Below are 15,319 nucleotides of genomic sequence, written 5' to 3'. Positions count from 1 at the left end.
ATGTTTCGCGCGATGGCGTCGGGCGAACAGTGCCATTCGGTAGGGAGGCTGGCAGTCATACGCAATACCGGCAGAAATCCGTGAAGCCGTCATCCGTTTTTCCCCGTCATTCGTACGGTGGGTATGCGCACCCAATACCGCCGCCACTGGAACCTGGCACGGCTGCTCTCGGGGTTGGAGCTGGCCGGACACCTGACCCCCGATGCCCAGTCCAAGGCACTGGGAGGCATCGTCACTTCCCGACGCCTCTTGCGGATCGTCCTGGGCGGGCGAATCCATACGGACACGGCGAGGGCCATCGAGCACCGCCTCAATCTGCCGAGGCGGTGGATGGATCAGGAACCGACCGGGCGTGCCGTCAGCGATAGCGTGCAAAGCCAGGAGGGAGAGTCGCCCGATCGATCCGCCCCCGCCGGTCACACGGCCGCACCCTCCTGATACGCCGCGTGACGCGTGGCCCACGTTCGCGCGGTTGGCTTATGCTTTACCGCATGTCCGCCGCCTCCCGCTTACGATGATTCCACCCGTCCCGCGCTGGATCTGGCCCTGGGCGGTGCTGCTTCCCGCCGTCGCCGGCAGCGTCAACGCCGCCGCCCTCCTGGCACTGAATCATGGGGGCGTCACTCACCTCACGGGCATCTCCACCGAGGGCGCCATCGGGCTCGGTTCGGGCCACGTCGCCCTCATCGTCCATGCGGCCGGCGTAATCGCCCTGTTCACCGGGGGCTGCGCCGTGAGCGCGTGGATCGCACGGGGACCGCGATGGATACCTTCCGTATCGGCAGCGGTGCTGCTTCTCCTGGTGTCGGCGCTGCTGGTGTCCGCGAGCGCGTTACTCGATACCACCCCCTGGCTCGGCGTCATGGTATGTGCCGCCGCGATGGGCGTGCAGAACGGCACCACCTCGGTGACCTCCGGGGCGGTCCTGCGAACCTCCCATCTCACGGGCATGTTCACCGACCTGGGCATCGCCCTGGGACAAACAGCGAGACGCGGGACCGTCGATCGTCGGCGTGTCGCGATCTGCCTGATCGTCACGGCGAGCTTCATCGTCGGCGCCGTGCTGGGGACCGTGCTGTTCGATCGATGGCAGGCTCGCGGCCTGCTCGTCAGTGCGCTGCTGGCGCTGGCGGCTGCTGGCTGCACTGTTCTATCTCACGTAAAACAGGCACAAAAAGGCGAGTGACCCGTGTCAGGTCACTCGCTCCGAACGGACAATCCAACGCACTCAGCCTATCTGGGCGAACGAGCCATGCGAGAACCGATAGAAATCGGCGTCCACTGGGCGGTCATCGAGACCGAGGAAGCGCCCGGCCAGCGGGGCGGCTGGGTGGCCCGCTGGGCCGTCTATGCGGATCGCGAAAGCGCATGCCACGACCCGGGGCTCCAGGGCGCTTCCCTGGTGTCCGGTTCGACTGCCCTCTTCCCGTCGCGCGAAGACGCCTACGCGAGGGCGATGCTGGACGCCAGCCGAACCGGATCGGTCATCAGCGGCACCTACCGGGGCAACGCCGCCCCCTGACGATACCGGTGCCCTAAAGGCCCGCCCCGAAAGGCGGGCCGAGTCGCCGTCAGGCTACGTCACGCTCGATCTGGCGCACGGGCGCGGCGCGCTCCGGCGACGTGCTGACCGGGATGGTGCGCGGCTTCTCCGCCTCGGGGATCTCGCGGGTGAGTTCGATGGACAGAAGGCCGTGCGCGAGCGTCGCCCCGGTGACTTCCATGTGCTCGGCGAGCTGGAAGCGTCGGCTGAACACCCGGGCGGGGATACCGCGATGCAGGTCTTCGCCCTGGGACGCGTCCTTGCGCTCGCCGCTAACGATGAGCGTGCCCTTGTGAACGGTCACGGCCACCTCGTCTTCGGTGAAGCCGGGCACGGCGATCGACAGGCGGAAGCGGTTGTCGGAAAGGCGGATCGAATCGAAGGGCGGAAAGTCGTCCCCCTGCCGCTGCGCGGTGGCCTCCAGGAGGTCGAAGACACGGTCGAAGCCCGTGCCGGAACGGGAAAGGGGCGAGATGTCGAGAAGAGTACGCATGGCAAATCCTCCGAAAGTGCAAGGACATGGAATGGGTGCTCGCCTGTCGTCCAGGCTAGGCCGGCGGGTGCCGGCGAATAGGCAGATAGGGGCTGGCCGTCGTGGTTCAAGGGGGGCGATTCAGGTTCTGTTTGGCCGTCTAAACCTTCCCCCCTGGCTCCACGAGCGCACCGCGGCATGCCGGATGCTCGAAGCAGACTGCGTGGGAAGTATGCCGGAGGACCACTTCCCTGCACTCCACACTTTTTATACGATCCGCAACGGGGAAAACAGGGATATGGCCTATGCGAAGGTTCGCGTTAATCGTTGCTACATGGCTGGCATGGCCACTTGCTGGCTGCGTTAGCGTGCCGCCACAAGCCCAAGGGCTCACGGCAGTGACGAGAAGCGATGCCCTCGTCATCAAGGAAGGTACGTATTACGACGAGGTGAAAGGCCTACTGAAAATCCACTGGCGCTACACCCTGCTGCCCGGCGTATACCGGGCCGAAAAGGAAAACGCGTCCGGCGTTTTCTATCGGGGCACGGACCGCGCTGTCGTCCTGGAACGCCTTGACGAAAACGGTCATACCAAAAGCCCTGGCGCGATTTACAGGACGGGAGGGGTCTGGGTTCCCAAGGGCAATCCCAAAGACCTGAGAATCTACAATGACGTGGAAGCGACGGAGCACCTTGGCCCGGGCATCACCGAGAACGGACGACCCAGCGCCATCGTCCATGTCACCGCGCCCCCGGGCGCATCCATAGCGCAGACTGGACTGGGTACGGGTATCGGTGCGGGCGCCGTCGGCGCGGCTATCCAGGCGGACGTCGGAAAGATCGTCCTCTGGGATCCACCTGGCGCCACGACGTTCGCGGACAGAGTGCTGCAGGATTTGCAGTGATGCTCGCGCGAGGACATCGCAGGGATACATCCATGGCGACTCGAGGTATTTTCGCGGGATCCATGCTTGCCGCCGCGTTGGCCGTTCCGGCCATGCCCGCGCCGGGAAACAAGCCGATGATGACGCCGGGCCCGCCCGTCTTCATCAGCTACGAGGAGCGGTGCACGATCGCGGCAGGCCTCGTCCAGCACGCTCGAATGGCTCATGACAAAGGTAAACCAGAAGAAGTCTACCTAAAGGAGATCGCCGACGGCCGTCTCACATCGGAGATACCCGATGCGAAGTTTATGGAAACCATCCGGACCACGGCCGATTGGGCATACGGCGCGCCGGCAGGAGGCACACCCGAGTTGGTGGGTAGCTACTACCGGAAAGGCTGTCTCGCCTCGTCACACTCGGCCGGGAAATAGGCTTGGCAACGCCCTTCCGATCCCATTACATCATCCGCATGTGAATAACGTTATGGAGAGACGACGGAAGCAGCGTGTGCAGAATTCAGTTTGGTGAGCGTCTCTCGGGACAAAGACAGCAGCGACGTACCTGAAGGCGATGGCGTCCGGCCGCCAATTCATCGATGCGATTCCGCTTTCTGGGAGTGGTCATGAAAACCGCACCCCAATTGCCGTGAAATACGCGTCACGCGCAGCCTTCATGGCCGCGTCCGCGCTATCGAGATAGTCCGAGGTCCAGAGCACCTTGCCGCTGGGCCGGTGCACAAGTTGCCCCTCCCAAGACGGCCCGTCAGGGCCAATGTGACTTTTGACATGTGGATCAACCTCCGACCTCGGGATTTTCTCGACCATGTGTGACGTCCCATTCGCTTCAGTGCGCCGATGGTGCGCCACTCAGAGGGGGCCGGCAAGCTGTGAGCGGCAATCACTACATCATCGACACGGCCAAGCTGAAGCGCCTCTCCGGGCTTAGCAGCCGGCCGCCGCGAAACGCCGAGCCAGCGCATCTCCGGCATGGACGGAGCCGAAAGACCGTGGACGAAAGTCGAGGTGGTCGACAGGGGGCTCGGTGTATCCTTGGCCGCTACCTATGGCACTTCGTCCCACGGTGCGATACGCAATGCGCTTGCAGGGTTCCGCGTGCCAGGTCAGCAAGCAACTTAGAACCGAAGTTCGACCGCCGCGCTGCAAGTGTTGAGTTCGATCGGAGCTACGTTCGCTGGAGGCACCAAGTCACATTCATCGAGCGCTCCGAATCTGACGATCCACTCGACCTACCCGGACGTATCGGCTTCGGAGGCATGGTGCTTGCAGCGTGGACACTCAAGGAATTCCAAAACATGCCGCTAAGGAGGCACCGTCGTTTTGGATGAATTTCCCTATGAAGGGTATTGGCACGGCTTTAGCGTTCATCGCTACGTTTGCGTTTATGGCGACGCCTGCGAAGGCTGGCAACGACACCGGGGACGAGCTTTACGCTTCCCTGAAGCGCTTCGTCGATTCGGTGGAAGGGCATCCTCCTTCACCGGATGAGGCTAAGGACTTCGCCATGGCACAAAGCCTGGGATACGTTCTGGGCGTATGGGACGGAATCATGATCCAGCGCGTCATGGATAAGAAGGACACGCGTTGTATGCCACCGAGCCTGTCGAACGTTGCGTTGTCTCGAACAATCCTTAAGCACATTGACGCGAAGCCAGGCGATAGATCGATCGGTGCCACCTATGTCGTGGCGAACGCGATTCTAGATGCTTATCCCTGCCTCAAGACTCTGAAGTAAGACGGCGTGGCCGAGGGCCCGTTTCAGCCAAAATCTGGGACTGAACCGTGCGACTGAAGTAGCACCGGATCGCTGTAATCCCCGGTCTCGACATTCACCGCCCGAGCAAAGGCAATCACCCCGGCACAGGTCTCTCCTAGCTGAGCCGCCCTGCTCCTCGGCTGGACCTCCGTTTTTGAAGGTCACGGGCGACATCGGCATCAGTGTCCCGTGCTGCCCAACATAAAGCCCTTCCATGGTGCCCCCGGTGTGGAATCGTGGCGCCACGATTTGCGTCAATACCGGAAAAGGCAAAGACGTTCGGGGATCCATCGAGCAATGCCTGGTCAAGGCGAGCAGCCGAAAGAAGCAGCCACCCATACGGACACCGCACGGCGGGGGATGGAGAGGTGCAGTCGTGAGCCTAGGCACCCTCGGCTTTGCTACTTGCGTCTCAGCACCCAAGGTATCCCTGTCATGAAAGGCGCGAAGGGCCGTGAACGACGGTCGAGGCGGTCAAGTTGAGGGAGGCGATCACGCTCGCCGAAGACGCGGAGACCGCCGAGGGTATCCGTCGCGGGGGCTCGCTCGACAACGTGGTTACCTGGACGCCACGCCTGCACGCGGAATGGGACGCGGCGAAAGGCTTGCGCGACAGGTTCCACGATCCATGGCCGTACCGATGCACGCCAAGGATCGGCTCGTGTTCGTGAATCAGACCGGTGTTCCACTCGAAGAGCAGCTTCGACAGTAGCTTGCGATCAAGGAAGGCATTCTGACATCGGAGCAGCGTTTCGGCCCGCATGACCTGAAGCGGATAGGCATCACCGGCACGAAGGGCACGCTTGGCGAGAAACAGCAAGCCAGCGATCACAAAGCTCAGTAGATACTGGACGCTTACGATTTCGACGTGCCGGTCGTTAGCACACCCGAAAAAGAGTAATTTTTACGGGTGCTTTGGAATGCGCTCATTGCGATGCGCCATACCCGCTGGCAGACATGGTGCCCGGAGTGGGACTCGAACACCACGGCGTAAGCTTTGGGAGACAATGTCCGGAGTTTATAACTGGCCGATCGTACTCACAGGTGTACTCACAAAATCACGCGCCTGCTAGAGATCCTTCCAGACTTCCGTGAGTTCCTTGATACGAGCCACCGGCAAAACCTTGTTGTGCGGCAGTGCGGCTTTCAGGGCCGTGATCACGTTTTTTGCCAGCACACCGCGGTAGACCTTGGGATTCTTCGCAACCGCGGACGCAATATCCTGCTCCTTGTATTCCCCAATGAGGTCTGTCATCGCCAGGTAGGAATTCCAGTCGAGAAACGGATGGTCGGCCTCAAGCATCGGGATGAGGGCCGCCATAAGGTCGGGGTTTCGTGCTTGCCCGGGGCTCGGCGCGCTATTGATCAGAAAGCACCGGGTCACCGGGGAGACGGTCGCCACGACAAAAAACTTATTCTTCGGCTTGGCGCATGTCTGGCATAGCAGGTGGTAGACCTGACCGGGAGCAACTTGGGTGGGCATCCGTGCGCTTCTCGCTCTTAAGCCGTGCCTGGGAACGGGTCACGCACGTGCTCGAGCACGTCTTGTCCAAGCATCGCTGCGATGGTTTCCACGGGCATGTAGTCAGCCTGTGTGGCCCGATCAGCCCACACCTCTTCCCATGCCTTGTCATGAGCTGCCCTACGGAGGCCAGCCCACCCGGTTGCCTTATAAGTGGCGATTGCCTCGTCCAAGCATTCGACGTCTGAACGGCTCAACTCGTCGTAGTCAGGATCCCGAGCGACGGTGAACTTATTGCTTCCGAGGAACTGAAAGGCGGCCTTCGCCGCTTCGGCGCCTGTCGCGCGAGGCTCGTCGCCTCGTACCGCCTTCAGCATGCGGTAGGCACCGTCCGGCGCCGGCCCATTCTCCATGGCCACGTATGCGTCGCCCGCGATAAAGCGACCGAAGCGCTCAAGATGCGCGCGGTCAGCCAAGTACATCATCTTCATCGCCGCGTAGAGATCGGCTTCTGAGTTACGGAAAAGATAGGCAAGTGCTGCCACCGCCTTCTCAACCTGGAAATTCATTCGAATCATGGCATGGCCTCCCGGCCATCATCGGCTCTCGTGATCGACACATCCCTTTGTGACACCCTGGCGTTCGCCTGAGGCTCGGAGCGTTGTCAACTCTTGACATGCCCATTGTAGGGTCGTAGTCCATAGATTTCCAGAGGCGGCCACAACCGGCCAAATCGTCCCTGAACGCGCCTCCTGCGGAATGTCGAGCCCGAGAACCTACCCGGGCTGGATCGCGAGCCCTGAGAACGGCTGGCGAAAAAATAGCCACATGCTCCGACATCCCCTGCTCAAGGCGCCCTCCCCTCGCCCGATCGATACCGCGGCCATCCAGCGTCGCCAGCTCGCCATGCGCGGCACCTGCCGCCGGCACGGAAACTATGCTGCCAACATCCTCGTGCGCGGCGTGGTGATCGCTTCGGGATGCCAGGGGTGCGGCCAGGCGGTGCGCCGCTGATGGGTTACCCGCGCGGCGATCGATGGGCTGCGCGGAAAGCAGCGCAGGACGATGCTCGCTACCGGAACGCCTGGATCGAGTGCCCCAAGCACGGCGGCTACAACCCCTATCGCAAGCACTTCGGCACCTGGGAGCACCAGGAGTGCCCGGGATGCCAGCGGGCGCGCTATGAGGCATGGAAGGCGGAAGACGCCGCAGCAACTACGAACGGTCATCCAGACCCTTCGGCTTCCGCATAGGCCGCGCGGCGGCCTGCTCAAGCCGCTCCACGCGGCGATGCTCGATGACGGCATCTACGTCCACCATGTGGTGCTTCAGCCATCGCTCGACGAAATATTTGGCGCGCCGCTCACTCGTGGCGTAGCAGTGAAGGCGGTCCCTCCACTCTGGTCCCGTTCGGACCTGGCTTAGCGAGATGCCTTCACGCGCCGTCGAGGAAGCCGCGCCCACGTCCACGCCGCCGGCGTAAGCCAACCACGGGCCGATGCCGTTCGTCTCCCACACGATGGGGAGCTCGGGAACGAAGAGCGGCGGGTGCGAGGGCATCGGCACACGCTACTAGACGCGTGTCTCACTCGATCGGATAACGACCGTCACACCTTCACGTCGTAGTAAATGGCATAAAAACCCCGCAGATGCGGGGTTCTGATTCAATCAGCTTGATCGTTCTTTGCACTGGCCTCTAGAGAGGCAACAAGCGTGAAAGCTCTCTTCAGTTCATTCTTCTGTGATTCCGACCATTCAAATGCGGGAGTTCCCGTCGGTGCCGAGGCACTCACGTTGCCAAGGCCTGTCTGCGGCGCGCTTCCATTGCGCTTCGAAAGAAATTCGTTGATGGTGGACACTTCTCTCGTATGTCTATTCATGATAGTTCCTCGCTGACCAAGGTCAGAATTAAGCTCGGCTGCTCCACTAGTGAAAGGGATCAAGTTGTGTTGCGACACGCCAAAATCTACGAAGCGCGTTGTCCCGCCGGTGCACGGATCCAGGCCGGCAGCCGTTGCCACAGAGGTCTTCACACACCTGTTCGTTGAAAAACAGGTCAGGGCGTGCGTAGCCCCAGTACCAGCAAATCTAGCTTCATCATTGTAGTCAAGCGTACCTCCTATCCCGGGATCGAACACATCGCCGTTAGAAGTTACGATATGGAACACTACGTGGCACAACTCACCGTTTTCTCGACGATTCAAGGCGGGCATATTTTCCAAATCCAGCTCATCCCTGCCGAACCACTCCATCCATCCTTCGATCAGAATCGCGTCGCCCGCGCAAACCATCGTACTCATGCGCTTCATGGCGATCTTGTGAAAGCCATAGTCGTCCAAGAACACAATGTGGTCGCCATCAACCTCCGCAGACCAGCGAGAATCGGAGGCAATCACAATTTTTTTCTTGTCGATCGCGTTTGTGGTCATCCCGTCCTGTCCTTTTCCACCGGGCGGAGAAACCCGGCGACCGGCAGTGGCCGGCACGACAAGAGGGCTCCCCCAAACCCAAACACTAGAGCCCCGTACTCCGCAGGGTGCAGGGGCCCTAACCTATTGGCGCGAAAGGTATCAAGCCTTGACGGTCACCAACAAGTATTACTTTCAGGCTAGCGACCTTTCGCCACACCTACGATTTCGGCAGCGAGGTGGAAAACTTGAGGCCAGGCAAGGGCCGGCCCGCTGAAACGAGTGGCGCCTGTAGGGCTTCCCCTACACGGGGATCAGGCTTTCCCTGACACGCCCGGGCGGCTCAGGCAGCGTCCTTCGCGACCAGCTCGTGCTCGTAGTAGGCGTCGATCGGGTCGGCAAGGATGCGCTCCATGTCGGCCAGTCGGCCGGGCTGGGGATCGAGCCAGGCATCCAGGTTTTCGGGCTTGATGGGGATGACGCACCGATCGTGACCGGCGGCCGCCACTTCGGGCGGTGGGTCGCGGGTGATGGCGGCGACGGAGTAGAAGCCAGGCTCGTCGCCCTCGGGCTCCACGTAGCGCCACAGGCGCGCCAGGAGCATCTCTTGCTCGGGCTCTGGGCGGAATTCCAGTTCCACGGGCACGTCGCGCTCGCCGGGGACCAGCTCGCGTTGCTGGAGACGATGGAGCGAAACCGACTCGAAGAAACGCCGGGCAACCATGACGCCGTGGTTGTAGCCCCACGGCTTCCGCCAGACGGTCGTCAGCGACTCCATGCGGGCGTTGTAGGTGCCGGGCTTGGCCCGCTCCTTGGCGTCGTCCCAGCCCGGCAGGCGGCAGCGGAGCGCATGGGCATCACCCGGCGCTAGCCGGTGGCGTGGTCGCGGATCAGCACGGGCACCAGGTCGCCGGGCCAGATGCGCGCGTATTCGGCACCGCCGGCATAGTGGCTGACCTCGGCCAGCTTCGCGCGGGCGGCAGCGATCTTGTTGGTGGCCACGCGCCGGTCGGTCTTCGTGGGCTTCGGGCCCGGCCAGCACGACCTCGGCCTTGGCCAAGCGTGCGGATTGCTTGGCGATCTCGTCCTCGATCGCAGCAGACGCTTCACGGTACGCCGCCCGGGAGACTTCCCTGGCCTCCTGCTCATCCGGCTCCGTCGAGTCGACGAAGGCGTCGCGCATCGCCTTCGGCACGCCCTTGATCCAAATGCCCTTCTGCCGGGTCCAGCCCGCCATCTCGACGAATGCTTGATGTCCATGTGTCCACCGAGGCGGCGGTACTTGGTGAAGTCGGCAACAATTTGGGCGGAGTAGCACATGGGTGCCAGCATAGCGCCGCGGCGTGAGGGCTATGTCAGGAGGTGACCTCGACCGGCGCATGCACGACATCGTCGATATGCCTTGTCCCCTGGTGCATTGGCGCATTGTTACGTGAACGTCAGATATCCTGACGGCCCGGCAACCAGCTCAAGGACAGCCCCATGCAACACCGCGTGACTCTATCTTTTGTCGATAAGGAGAATTGGGACCATGGAGTGAGTATCACGCTTACAGTTGAATCTTCGACGACCGTTTCGAAGCTTTCTGACTTTGTTGGCGGCGTTGCTAACTTAGAGAACAGCTACGCCCATAGCAATACCGCCTTCGCTATAGAATCTAGCCCGAGGTCGTGGTGCGTGTTTCTGCTAAACGCAAATAAGCAGTACGAGCTTATTGGACCCAAGCTTCCTCCTAAAGATGGGCCACGCGGAGATGCAATCGTCCTCGATCTCGTTCCCGGCACTGACATTTACCTCGCATGCGACAGCGGATCCTCGTATGAATATCGCGTTTCGCCTCAGGGCGTTCAACGCATTGATGCAACGCGCCAGTGGTAAGGACAATCAGGGGGTCGTTGGTTCGAGTCCAACTTCGGGCGCCAAATATCAAAGGCTTGCAGAGATGCAGGCCTTTTTTGCGTCTAACGTTCCCAGATTCGTCTAACGCCGGGCTCGTTGATGCGTCGACCAAGCAGAGCGTCCTCGCCGACGACCCGATACGGACGCCAGAGAAAGATGCCTTCGCCCGTGCGATCAAGCAGCTCGGCGGAATCAAGAAGGGTGCGGAACGGAAAAATCTGTCCGAGCATTACCTCCTCGAAATCATCTACAGCGGGAACGCTCCCGACGCGCACGACTGTGCCAGCGTCGAAAAGGCATGCAATCGCGCGGTAACCTGCGAAGAGATGCGCAAGGATCTCACCTGGTTTCGCGATCCCGCCGGCGAGGTAGTGGGTTATGCCGAACGGATCGACGCTTCCGCACATGACCTCGATGCTACTATCGCCGAGCATGTGCGCCAGAAGGCGTCAGCCACATCTTCTAACGGATCGATCGACTCTCTCTTCGGGGGCCAGAACAAGAACGCCATCCAGTTCTGGCAGAACGTGGCGCTCACTTCGTGGTCAGAGGAAGCGCTCAAAGGCTGTAGCGATGAAACCATGGGGCGAATCGCAAACGGCGCGGAGAATCTCCTTTCTGGGTTCGAGCGCGGCATCGCTTCCGCTAACAAGATTATTTGGGCGGCCATCCAGTCGAAGTGGCTCGACATGGAGGTAATCGCTGACCTTAACTGGCTTCTGTCAAGTATCGGCGAGTATGCCATCGAATTGCGCGAGCTCAAAAGCGATATGGAGTTCCACCTGAAGGAGCGCCGCGCATGATCTCCACCGCTCCCGAGATGGTCATCGATACTCCGGCCGAAGGCGCTGTCAGCCGCCGGGCCCTGTACCTCCCTCACCCGTTCGGCTGACGGAGGCACAGTGCAAACTGCATCGATCACGATCATCATGCGTCTCTTCACTGGCAATGTTGGTGCGCGTGATGAGCAGCGAACTGTGGCTGACGGCCGAGGAAGTGGCCGAGTTGACCGGCGATACTAGGGCGGAAGGCCGCTGGTCGAGCGAGTGGCAGTAGTGAAAAAGCAGAAAACTCCCACCGCCAAGAAGAGCGAACTCAATTGGGATGCGCTGATCGAGTTAGGGAAGCCTCGAAAGCGGAGTTGAGCGATGTGGCGAGCCTGCATGCCGCAAAGTGGTCACATAGCAAGAATGCTCTGCATGCAGACACTAAGATGGCCGTTTCAGCTGAATGGATTAACATACGCGCCGACCTGCTCAAGCCCGCCCCTCGCCAGCTCAAGCGAGGCCTGCGCGAGGCCCAGTTCAAGATTGATCTTGCCGAGCGCATCGTGCACCTCCTGAAATCCATCCCCAGGCTTGAGTTGCATTCCTTCATTGCCGAGCCACGCAACATAGTAGGTGGAGCTAATGCCCTGCGCGATGCTCCCAAGCCATCGGCGATCAAAGACGTCTATTCCAGACATCAGCGTCCGCATACCTTCCGTCACATTGATACCGCTGTTTCGAACCGCGCCCCTCGCCGCATCCCAGTTGCCCGCAGCTTGCGCGAATGCCACGGAACGCTGCACGTCCCGGAGTCTGGAGATCATGCGATCGATATCGTCGATAGCCAAGAATGCAAGAGCAAGCGCACGCGCCTGTCTTTGCTTTTCGAGTTCTTCCTGGCCGGCTCGTTGAGTGTACGAGGCTGCCCACATAGCGCCCATGACGGCAGCGCCGGCACCAACCATCGCGCCAACCAGTGTCGCGCTGTACTCAGGCAAGTGGAACCCCAGCGGCAGCATTGTGAAAAGACCCGCGGCGTATGCGCAGATCGCGCCGAACAAGGCCGGCGCATGGTCTGCAAGCCACCTACGAGCTTTCGCTGGAAACGCTGCCATGCATGAACTCCCCATCCTTTTCATCGCACCGTTGCTATCTCTATCAGTCGTCTTCGACGAACTCCGAGATGTCCTCACCCGCGACCAGCAGATTGGCAACGGCGATGCCTTCATTCAATGCCGCCTGCCGGGCCTTGAAAGCATCGTCGAAGGACGAGGTCGAACCGCCTGCGAGCGATTTATCGCCTTCCACGAATGGCCGCTTGTAGATAGACCAGTGGCCGCTGAACTTCCCGGCTCCATGCCCCAGCGCGCTAGGCGTCATGATCTCAACATCGTACTCGCCGACCGGATATCCCATGCGTGAAATCCCCCTGTTTACGATCGGCCCAATGGTGCGCCTTGACCAGGCCCGCCGCAAGAACGAGGAGGTGCCGCATGGCGGCTGAAGGGAATGGCAGCGTGCCGGCGGTGCGCAACCTGATAAGGCTGACCTAGGTGCAGAAGCGCACGGCCCTGAGCCGGAGCTCGATCTACGCCAAGGTCGCCGAAGGGACGTTCCCTCGCCCGGTCAAGCGGGGATCTTCCTCGGTTTGGGTAGACACCGAGGTGCAGGCATGGATCGATTCCCTCATCGCAAGCCGCGATCAACGGGCCGCGTGATGTCGATCACGTCGGCACCTCGGCGCAGTCGATCCAGCGTATCGGCCCACGCCTGCATCATCTTTCGCCGCTCCGGAAGGTATTGTGCGTAATTGTAAGCAGCGCGCACCCCGTCCTTCTCGCAGTGCGCCAACTGTCGCTCGATCCAATCGCCATCGAAGCCGTCCTCATTGATGAGCGTCGACGCCATCGAGCGGAAACCGTGCGCTGTCATCTGGTCGTTGCCATAACCCATCCGCCGTAGGGCGGCATTGAACGTGTTCTCGCTCATGGTTCGACTGGGACCGCGTAACGAGGGGAAGACGTATCGACCGCGCCCCGTGACCGGACGCAGCTCGTCGAGGATGGCTTGGGCCTGGCGGGACAACGGAACGATATGGGTGACTCTCGCTTTCATTTTTTCGCTGGGAATGCGCCACTCCGCCCCGTCCTCGGCGATCTCTTTCCTCTCCCACTTCCGCAGTTCCCCAGGCCGCACGAACGTAAGTGCCGAGAGCAACAGGGCGCATCGGGTTACGAAGTGCCCAGCGAAGCTGTCGATCGCCCGCATGAGCTCTCCGACGCCCGGCTTGTCGGTCACGCTGGCGTGGTGTCTCACCTTGGCCGTGGTCAGCGCGCCCTTCAGGTCAGCCGTGGGATCTCGCTCTCCCCTGCCCGTTCCGATGGCGTAGCGGAAAACCTGGCCGGAACGCTGCTTAAGCCGCTGGGCCGTTTCAAGCTTTCCAAGGCTCTCCGGTCGACGAAGAAGGACGAGCATTTCCGGTGCCGTCAGTGACCGCACGGGTCGCTTGCCGATCCATGGGAACGCATACGTCTCGAAGAGCCACAACGCTTTCGTGCGCGTCGACTCTGACCACTTCGCCTGTTTGGCCATCCACTCCCTGGCCACCGCCTCGAAACTGTCCTCCGCGGCGATAAGCGCTTGAGCCCTAGATTGCTGACGGGCTTGGGACGGATCGATTCCTTTCGCGAGTAGGTCGCGCTGCCGGTCCCGCTCCTTCCGCGCCTCCTGCAACGACATCGAGGGATAGACGCCCAGGCTGAGCATCTTCGCTTTGCCGGCATGCCTGTATCGCAGACGCCACGCCTTAAGCCCCGTTGGACGAACCTCGATGCAGAGACCCGCCGTATCCGAAACGCGGTAAAGCGCAGGCCGAGGCTTGAGGGCGCGGAGTTTCGTGTCGGTGAGAGCTGCCATGTGAGTAACGTTCGGGAGAGACGACGGAATACGTCGAGGTTACTCACACTCGTACTCACATGCTGAGCTGGATGCACATGGACAGCCATGGACGCCGAAAGACAAAAAAGCCCGCATTAAGCGGGCTTATCTATCTCAACTGGACGTGTGTGGATGCCCTTGGACGGGTTCCTGGTGCCCGGAGTGGGACTCGAACCCACATACCCTTGCGGATGAGGGATTTTAAGTCCCTTGCGTCTACCGATTTCGCCATCCGGGCTAAAGAAAAAAGGCGCATCGCGTGAGCGGTGCGCCTTGGAATGCGATGGAGGCCGAGGTCGGAATCGAACCGGCGTACGCGGATTTGCAGTCCGCTGCATGACCACTCTGCCACCCGGCCATCGCTGCGCACGCGGAGAGTATCCGATAGCGCTTAAAAAACAAAACCTCGGTCACCCGAGGCTTTGTGAGAATCCTGGAGCGGGAAACGAGACTCGAACTCGCGACCCCGACCTTGGCAAGGTCGTGCTCTACCAACTGAGCTATTCCCGCGTCGTGGTCCAGCTATTCTAGGGGAGAACCGGAATGTGTCAACCACTTTGCACAGGGTTTTTTTCCGTTTTTTTCACCTCTTCCACCCCGCCCTGCAGCGCCGGCCACGCGGCGCGCAGGTAGTCCAGGCCCGACCAGATGGTCAGGACGCCCGCCACCACCAGCAGGGCCTCGCCGATGTGGTAGAAGCGCAGGGTCTCGGCGTCGTGCTGGAGCAGCAGCACCACCAGCGCGATCATTTGCATGGCGGTCTTCAGCTTGCCCAGGAAGGCCACCTTCACCTTCGACCGGGCGCCGATCTCGGCCATCCACTCACGCAGGGCCGAGACGCTGATCTCGCGCCCCACGATCACCGCCGCCGTCACCGCCAGCAGGATGCCGGGCCAGCCGCCCGGGTTGGACTGCACCAGGAGGAACAGCGTGATGGCCACCATGAGCTTGTCGGCCACCGGGTCGAGGAAGGCGCCGAACGCCGAGGTCAGGTTGAGCCGCCGGGCCAGGTAGCCGTCGAGCCAGTCGGTGACGCCGGCCAGCACGAAGACGACGGCGGCGGTCAGGTTGGCCCCCCGGAACGGCAGGTAGTAGACGATCACCATCACCGGGAGCAAGAGCACGCGGAAAAGGGTGAGCCAGGTGGGCAGGTTGATTCGCATGGGTTCAGCCG

General features: G+C 61.4%; 21 protein-coding genes and 3 tRNA genes. 9 read left to right on the top strand and 15 right to left on the bottom strand.

Annotation, left to right across the window (positions count from 1 at the left end):
* Nucleotides 1–123 precede the first annotated feature (123 nt).
* From JNG39_RS14415 to JNG39_RS14405, 3 genes are all read left to right on the top strand, one after another.
* A complete protein-coding gene (locus JNG39_RS14415; RefSeq protein ID WP_368312379.1) occupies nt 124–438 on the top strand; it encodes a hypothetical protein in 315 nt (104 codons plus the stop codon).
* Nucleotides 439–514: 76 nt separating this feature from the next.
* On the top strand, nt 515–1,186 hold the full coding sequence (locus JNG39_RS14410) for a YoaK family protein (protein WP_368312378.1): 672 nt from the start codon (nt 515–517) through the stop codon (nt 1,184–1,186).
* A gap of 66 nt (nt 1,187–1,252) precedes the next feature.
* The gene (locus JNG39_RS14405) at nt 1,253–1,522 is read left to right on the top strand and encodes a hypothetical protein (protein ID WP_368312376.1); all 270 of its coding nucleotides are present in this window, start codon (nt 1,253–1,255) and stop codon (nt 1,520–1,522) included.
* A gap of 49 nt (nt 1,523–1,571) precedes the next feature.
* Here JNG39_RS14405 and JNG39_RS14400 read toward each other — a convergent pair whose 3' ends face one another.
* Nucleotides 1,572–2,036 (bottom strand): Hsp20 family protein, encoded by a 465-nt coding sequence (locus tag JNG39_RS14400; protein ID WP_368312374.1) that lies wholly within the window; start codon nt 2,034–2,036, stop codon nt 1,572–1,574.
* Between the two features lie 377 nt (nt 2,037–2,413).
* Here JNG39_RS14400 and JNG39_RS14395 point away from each other — a divergent pair, with 377 nt between their 5' ends.
* From JNG39_RS14395 to JNG39_RS14385, 3 genes are all read left to right on the top strand, one after another.
* A complete protein-coding gene (locus JNG39_RS14395; protein WP_368312372.1) occupies nt 2,414–2,920 on the top strand; it encodes a hypothetical protein in 507 nt (168 codons plus the stop codon).
* Between the two features lie 32 nt (nt 2,921–2,952).
* Nucleotides 2,953–3,330: a hypothetical protein gene (locus JNG39_RS14390; RefSeq protein WP_368312371.1), complete on the top strand. Its 378-nt coding sequence runs from the start codon at nt 2,953–2,955 to the stop codon at nt 3,328–3,330.
* 856 nt (nt 3,331–4,186) lie between these two features.
* Nucleotides 4,187–4,651 (top strand): Rap1a/Tai family immunity protein, encoded by a 465-nt coding sequence (locus JNG39_RS14385; RefSeq protein WP_368312369.1) that lies wholly within the window; start codon nt 4,187–4,189, stop codon nt 4,649–4,651.
* A gap of 454 nt (nt 4,652–5,105) precedes the next feature.
* Here JNG39_RS14385 and JNG39_RS14380 read toward each other — a convergent pair whose 3' ends face one another.
* From JNG39_RS14380 to JNG39_RS14370, 3 genes are all read right to left on the bottom strand, one after another.
* Nucleotides 5,106–5,492 carry a hypothetical protein gene (locus JNG39_RS14380; RefSeq protein WP_368312366.1) on the bottom strand — a complete coding sequence of 129 codons (387 nt, stop codon included), beginning with the start codon at nt 5,490–5,492 and terminating at the stop codon, nt 5,106–5,108.
* A 249-nt stretch (nt 5,493–5,741) separates the two neighbouring features.
* The gene (locus JNG39_RS14375; RefSeq protein WP_368312365.1) at nt 5,742–6,155 is read right to left on the bottom strand and encodes a hypothetical protein; all 414 of its coding nucleotides are present in this window, start codon (nt 6,153–6,155) and stop codon (nt 5,742–5,744) included.
* Between the two features lie 17 nt (nt 6,156–6,172).
* Nucleotides 6,173–6,712 carry a Panacea domain-containing protein gene (locus JNG39_RS14370; protein ID WP_368312364.1) on the bottom strand — a complete coding sequence of 180 codons (540 nt, stop codon included), beginning with the start codon at nt 6,710–6,712 and terminating at the stop codon, nt 6,173–6,175.
* A gap of 250 nt (nt 6,713–6,962) precedes the next feature.
* On the opposite strand from JNG39_RS14370, the gene JNG39_RS14365 reads away from it, so the two are divergent.
* Complete coding sequence (locus JNG39_RS14365; protein WP_368312362.1) at nt 6,963–7,148, top strand: hypothetical protein; 186 nt, start codon at nt 6,963–6,965, stop codon at nt 7,146–7,148.
* 201 nt (nt 7,149–7,349) lie between these two features.
* Here JNG39_RS14365 and JNG39_RS14360 read toward each other — a convergent pair whose 3' ends face one another.
* The 4 genes from JNG39_RS14360 to JNG39_RS14345 all read right to left on the bottom strand — a co-directional run bounded on the left by JNG39_RS14360 (nt 7,350) and on the right by JNG39_RS14345 (nt 9,544).
* Nucleotides 7,350–7,694 carry a hypothetical protein gene (locus JNG39_RS14360; RefSeq protein WP_368312360.1) on the bottom strand — a complete coding sequence of 115 codons (345 nt, stop codon included), beginning with the start codon at nt 7,692–7,694 and terminating at the stop codon, nt 7,350–7,352.
* A 104-nt stretch (nt 7,695–7,798) separates the two neighbouring features.
* A complete protein-coding gene (locus JNG39_RS14355) occupies nt 7,799–8,563 on the bottom strand; it encodes a hypothetical protein (protein WP_368312358.1) in 765 nt (254 codons plus the stop codon).
* Between the two features lie 322 nt (nt 8,564–8,885).
* Nucleotides 8,886–9,320, bottom strand: coding sequence for an SOS response-associated peptidase family protein (locus tag JNG39_RS14350; RefSeq protein ID WP_368312357.1), 435 nt, complete (start codon nt 9,318–9,320; stop codon nt 8,886–8,888).
* Nucleotides 9,321–9,409: 89 nt separating this feature from the next.
* Nucleotides 9,410–9,544 (bottom strand): hypothetical protein, encoded by a 135-nt coding sequence (locus JNG39_RS14345; RefSeq protein ID WP_368312355.1) that lies wholly within the window; start codon nt 9,542–9,544, stop codon nt 9,410–9,412.
* 953 nt (nt 9,545–10,497) lie between these two features.
* Here JNG39_RS14345 and JNG39_RS14340 point away from each other — a divergent pair.
* Nucleotides 10,498–11,244 (top strand): YdaS family helix-turn-helix protein, encoded by a 747-nt coding sequence (locus tag JNG39_RS14340; RefSeq protein ID WP_368312352.1) that lies wholly within the window; start codon nt 10,498–10,500, stop codon nt 11,242–11,244.
* Between the two features lie 419 nt (nt 11,245–11,663).
* Here the strand turns inward: JNG39_RS14340 and JNG39_RS14335 are convergent, their stop codons facing one another.
* A complete protein-coding gene (locus JNG39_RS14335) occupies nt 11,664–12,323 on the bottom strand; it encodes a hypothetical protein (RefSeq protein ID WP_368312351.1) in 660 nt (219 codons plus the stop codon).
* Between the two features lie 43 nt (nt 12,324–12,366).
* Nucleotides 12,367–12,624, bottom strand: a complete 258-nt coding sequence (locus JNG39_RS14330) for a hypothetical protein (protein ID WP_368312349.1) — start codon at nt 12,622–12,624, stop codon at nt 12,367–12,369.
* Nucleotides 12,625–12,761: 137 nt separating this feature from the next.
* On the opposite strand from JNG39_RS14330, the gene JNG39_RS14325 reads away from it, so the two are divergent.
* Nucleotides 12,762–12,926, top strand: coding sequence for a helix-turn-helix transcriptional regulator (locus JNG39_RS14325; protein WP_368312348.1), 165 nt, complete (start codon nt 12,762–12,764; stop codon nt 12,924–12,926).
* On the opposite strand, the gene JNG39_RS14320 is transcribed toward JNG39_RS14325, so the two are convergent.
* The 5 genes from JNG39_RS14320 to pgsA all read right to left on the bottom strand — a co-directional run bounded on the left by JNG39_RS14320 (nt 12,895) and on the right by pgsA (nt 15,308).
* Nucleotides 12,895–14,124: a tyrosine-type recombinase/integrase gene (locus JNG39_RS14320; RefSeq protein WP_368312346.1), complete on the bottom strand. Its 1,230-nt coding sequence runs from the start codon at nt 14,122–14,124 to the stop codon at nt 12,895–12,897. The two genes, JNG39_RS14325 and JNG39_RS14320, sit on opposite strands and share 32 nt — an antisense overlap.
* A 172-nt stretch (nt 14,125–14,296) precedes the next feature.
* Nucleotides 14,297–14,383: transfer RNA gene (locus tag JNG39_RS14315), tRNA-Leu, on the bottom strand.
* Between the two features lie 46 nt (nt 14,384–14,429).
* A tRNA-Cys gene (locus JNG39_RS14310) sits at nt 14,430–14,503 on the bottom strand.
* Between the two features lie 76 nt (nt 14,504–14,579).
* Nucleotides 14,580–14,655: transfer RNA gene (locus JNG39_RS14305), tRNA-Gly, on the bottom strand.
* Nucleotides 14,656–14,693: 38 nt separating this feature from the next.
* The gene (gene pgsA, locus JNG39_RS14300) at nt 14,694–15,308 is read right to left on the bottom strand and encodes a CDP-diacylglycerol--glycerol-3-phosphate 3-phosphatidyltransferase (protein WP_368312344.1); all 615 of its coding nucleotides are present in this window, start codon (nt 15,306–15,308) and stop codon (nt 14,694–14,696) included.
* Nucleotides 15,309–15,319: the final 11 nt, after the last annotated feature.

This window comes from Luteibacter sp. CQ10 (genome assembly GCF_040900725.1).
GTDB lineage: Bacteria > Pseudomonadota > Gammaproteobacteria > Xanthomonadales > Rhodanobacteraceae > Luteibacter.
The sequence above is the reverse complement of the archived record's forward strand: the minus strand, read 5'-3'. Positions and strand labels throughout refer to the sequence as shown.

Bases quoted from the DNA above. Each gene is read 5' to 3' on its own strand.
- JNG39_RS14415 (WP_368312379.1), top strand. From the start codon at position 124: ATGCGCACCCAATACCGCCGCCACTGGAACCTGGCACGGCTGCTCTCG.
- JNG39_RS14410 (WP_368312378.1), top strand. From the start codon at position 515: ATGATTCCACCCGTCCCGCGCTGGATCTGGCCCTGGGCGGTGCTGCTT.
- JNG39_RS14405 (WP_368312376.1), top strand. From the start codon at position 1,253: ATGCGAGAACCGATAGAAATCGGCGTCCACTGGGCGGTCATCGAGACC.
- JNG39_RS14400 (WP_368312374.1), bottom strand. From the start codon at position 2,036: ATGCGTACTCTTCTCGACATCTCGCCCCTTTCCCGTTCCGGCACGGGC.
- JNG39_RS14390 (WP_368312371.1), top strand. From the start codon at position 2,953: ATGGCGACTCGAGGTATTTTCGCGGGATCCATGCTTGCCGCCGCGTTG.
- JNG39_RS14375 (WP_368312365.1), bottom strand. From the start codon at position 6,155: ATGCCCACCCAAGTTGCTCCCGGTCAGGTCTACCACCTGCTATGCCAG.
- JNG39_RS14370 (WP_368312364.1), bottom strand. From the start codon at position 6,712: ATGATTCGAATGAATTTCCAGGTTGAGAAGGCGGTGGCAGCACTTGCC.
- JNG39_RS14365 (WP_368312362.1), top strand. From the start codon at position 6,963: ATGCTCCGACATCCCCTGCTCAAGGCGCCCTCCCCTCGCCCGATCGAT.
- JNG39_RS14360 (WP_368312360.1), bottom strand. From the start codon at position 7,694: ATGCCCTCGCACCCGCCGCTCTTCGTTCCCGAGCTCCCCATCGTGTGG.
- JNG39_RS14355 (WP_368312358.1), bottom strand. From the start codon at position 8,563: ATGACCACAAACGCGATCGACAAGAAAAAAATTGTGATTGCCTCCGAT.
- JNG39_RS14350 (WP_368312357.1), bottom strand. From the start codon at position 9,320: ATGGAGTCGCTGACGACCGTCTGGCGGAAGCCGTGGGGCTACAACCAC.
- JNG39_RS14335 (WP_368312351.1), bottom strand. From the start codon at position 12,323: ATGGCAGCGTTTCCAGCGAAAGCTCGTAGGTGGCTTGCAGACCATGCG.
- JNG39_RS14330 (WP_368312349.1), bottom strand. From the start codon at position 12,624: ATGGGATATCCGGTCGGCGAGTACGATGTTGAGATCATGACGCCTAGC.
- JNG39_RS14320 (WP_368312346.1), bottom strand. From the start codon at position 14,124: ATGGCAGCTCTCACCGACACGAAACTCCGCGCCCTCAAGCCTCGGCCT.
- pgsA (WP_368312344.1), bottom strand. From the start codon at position 15,308: ATGCGAATCAACCTGCCCACCTGGCTCACCCTTTTCCGCGTGCTCTTG.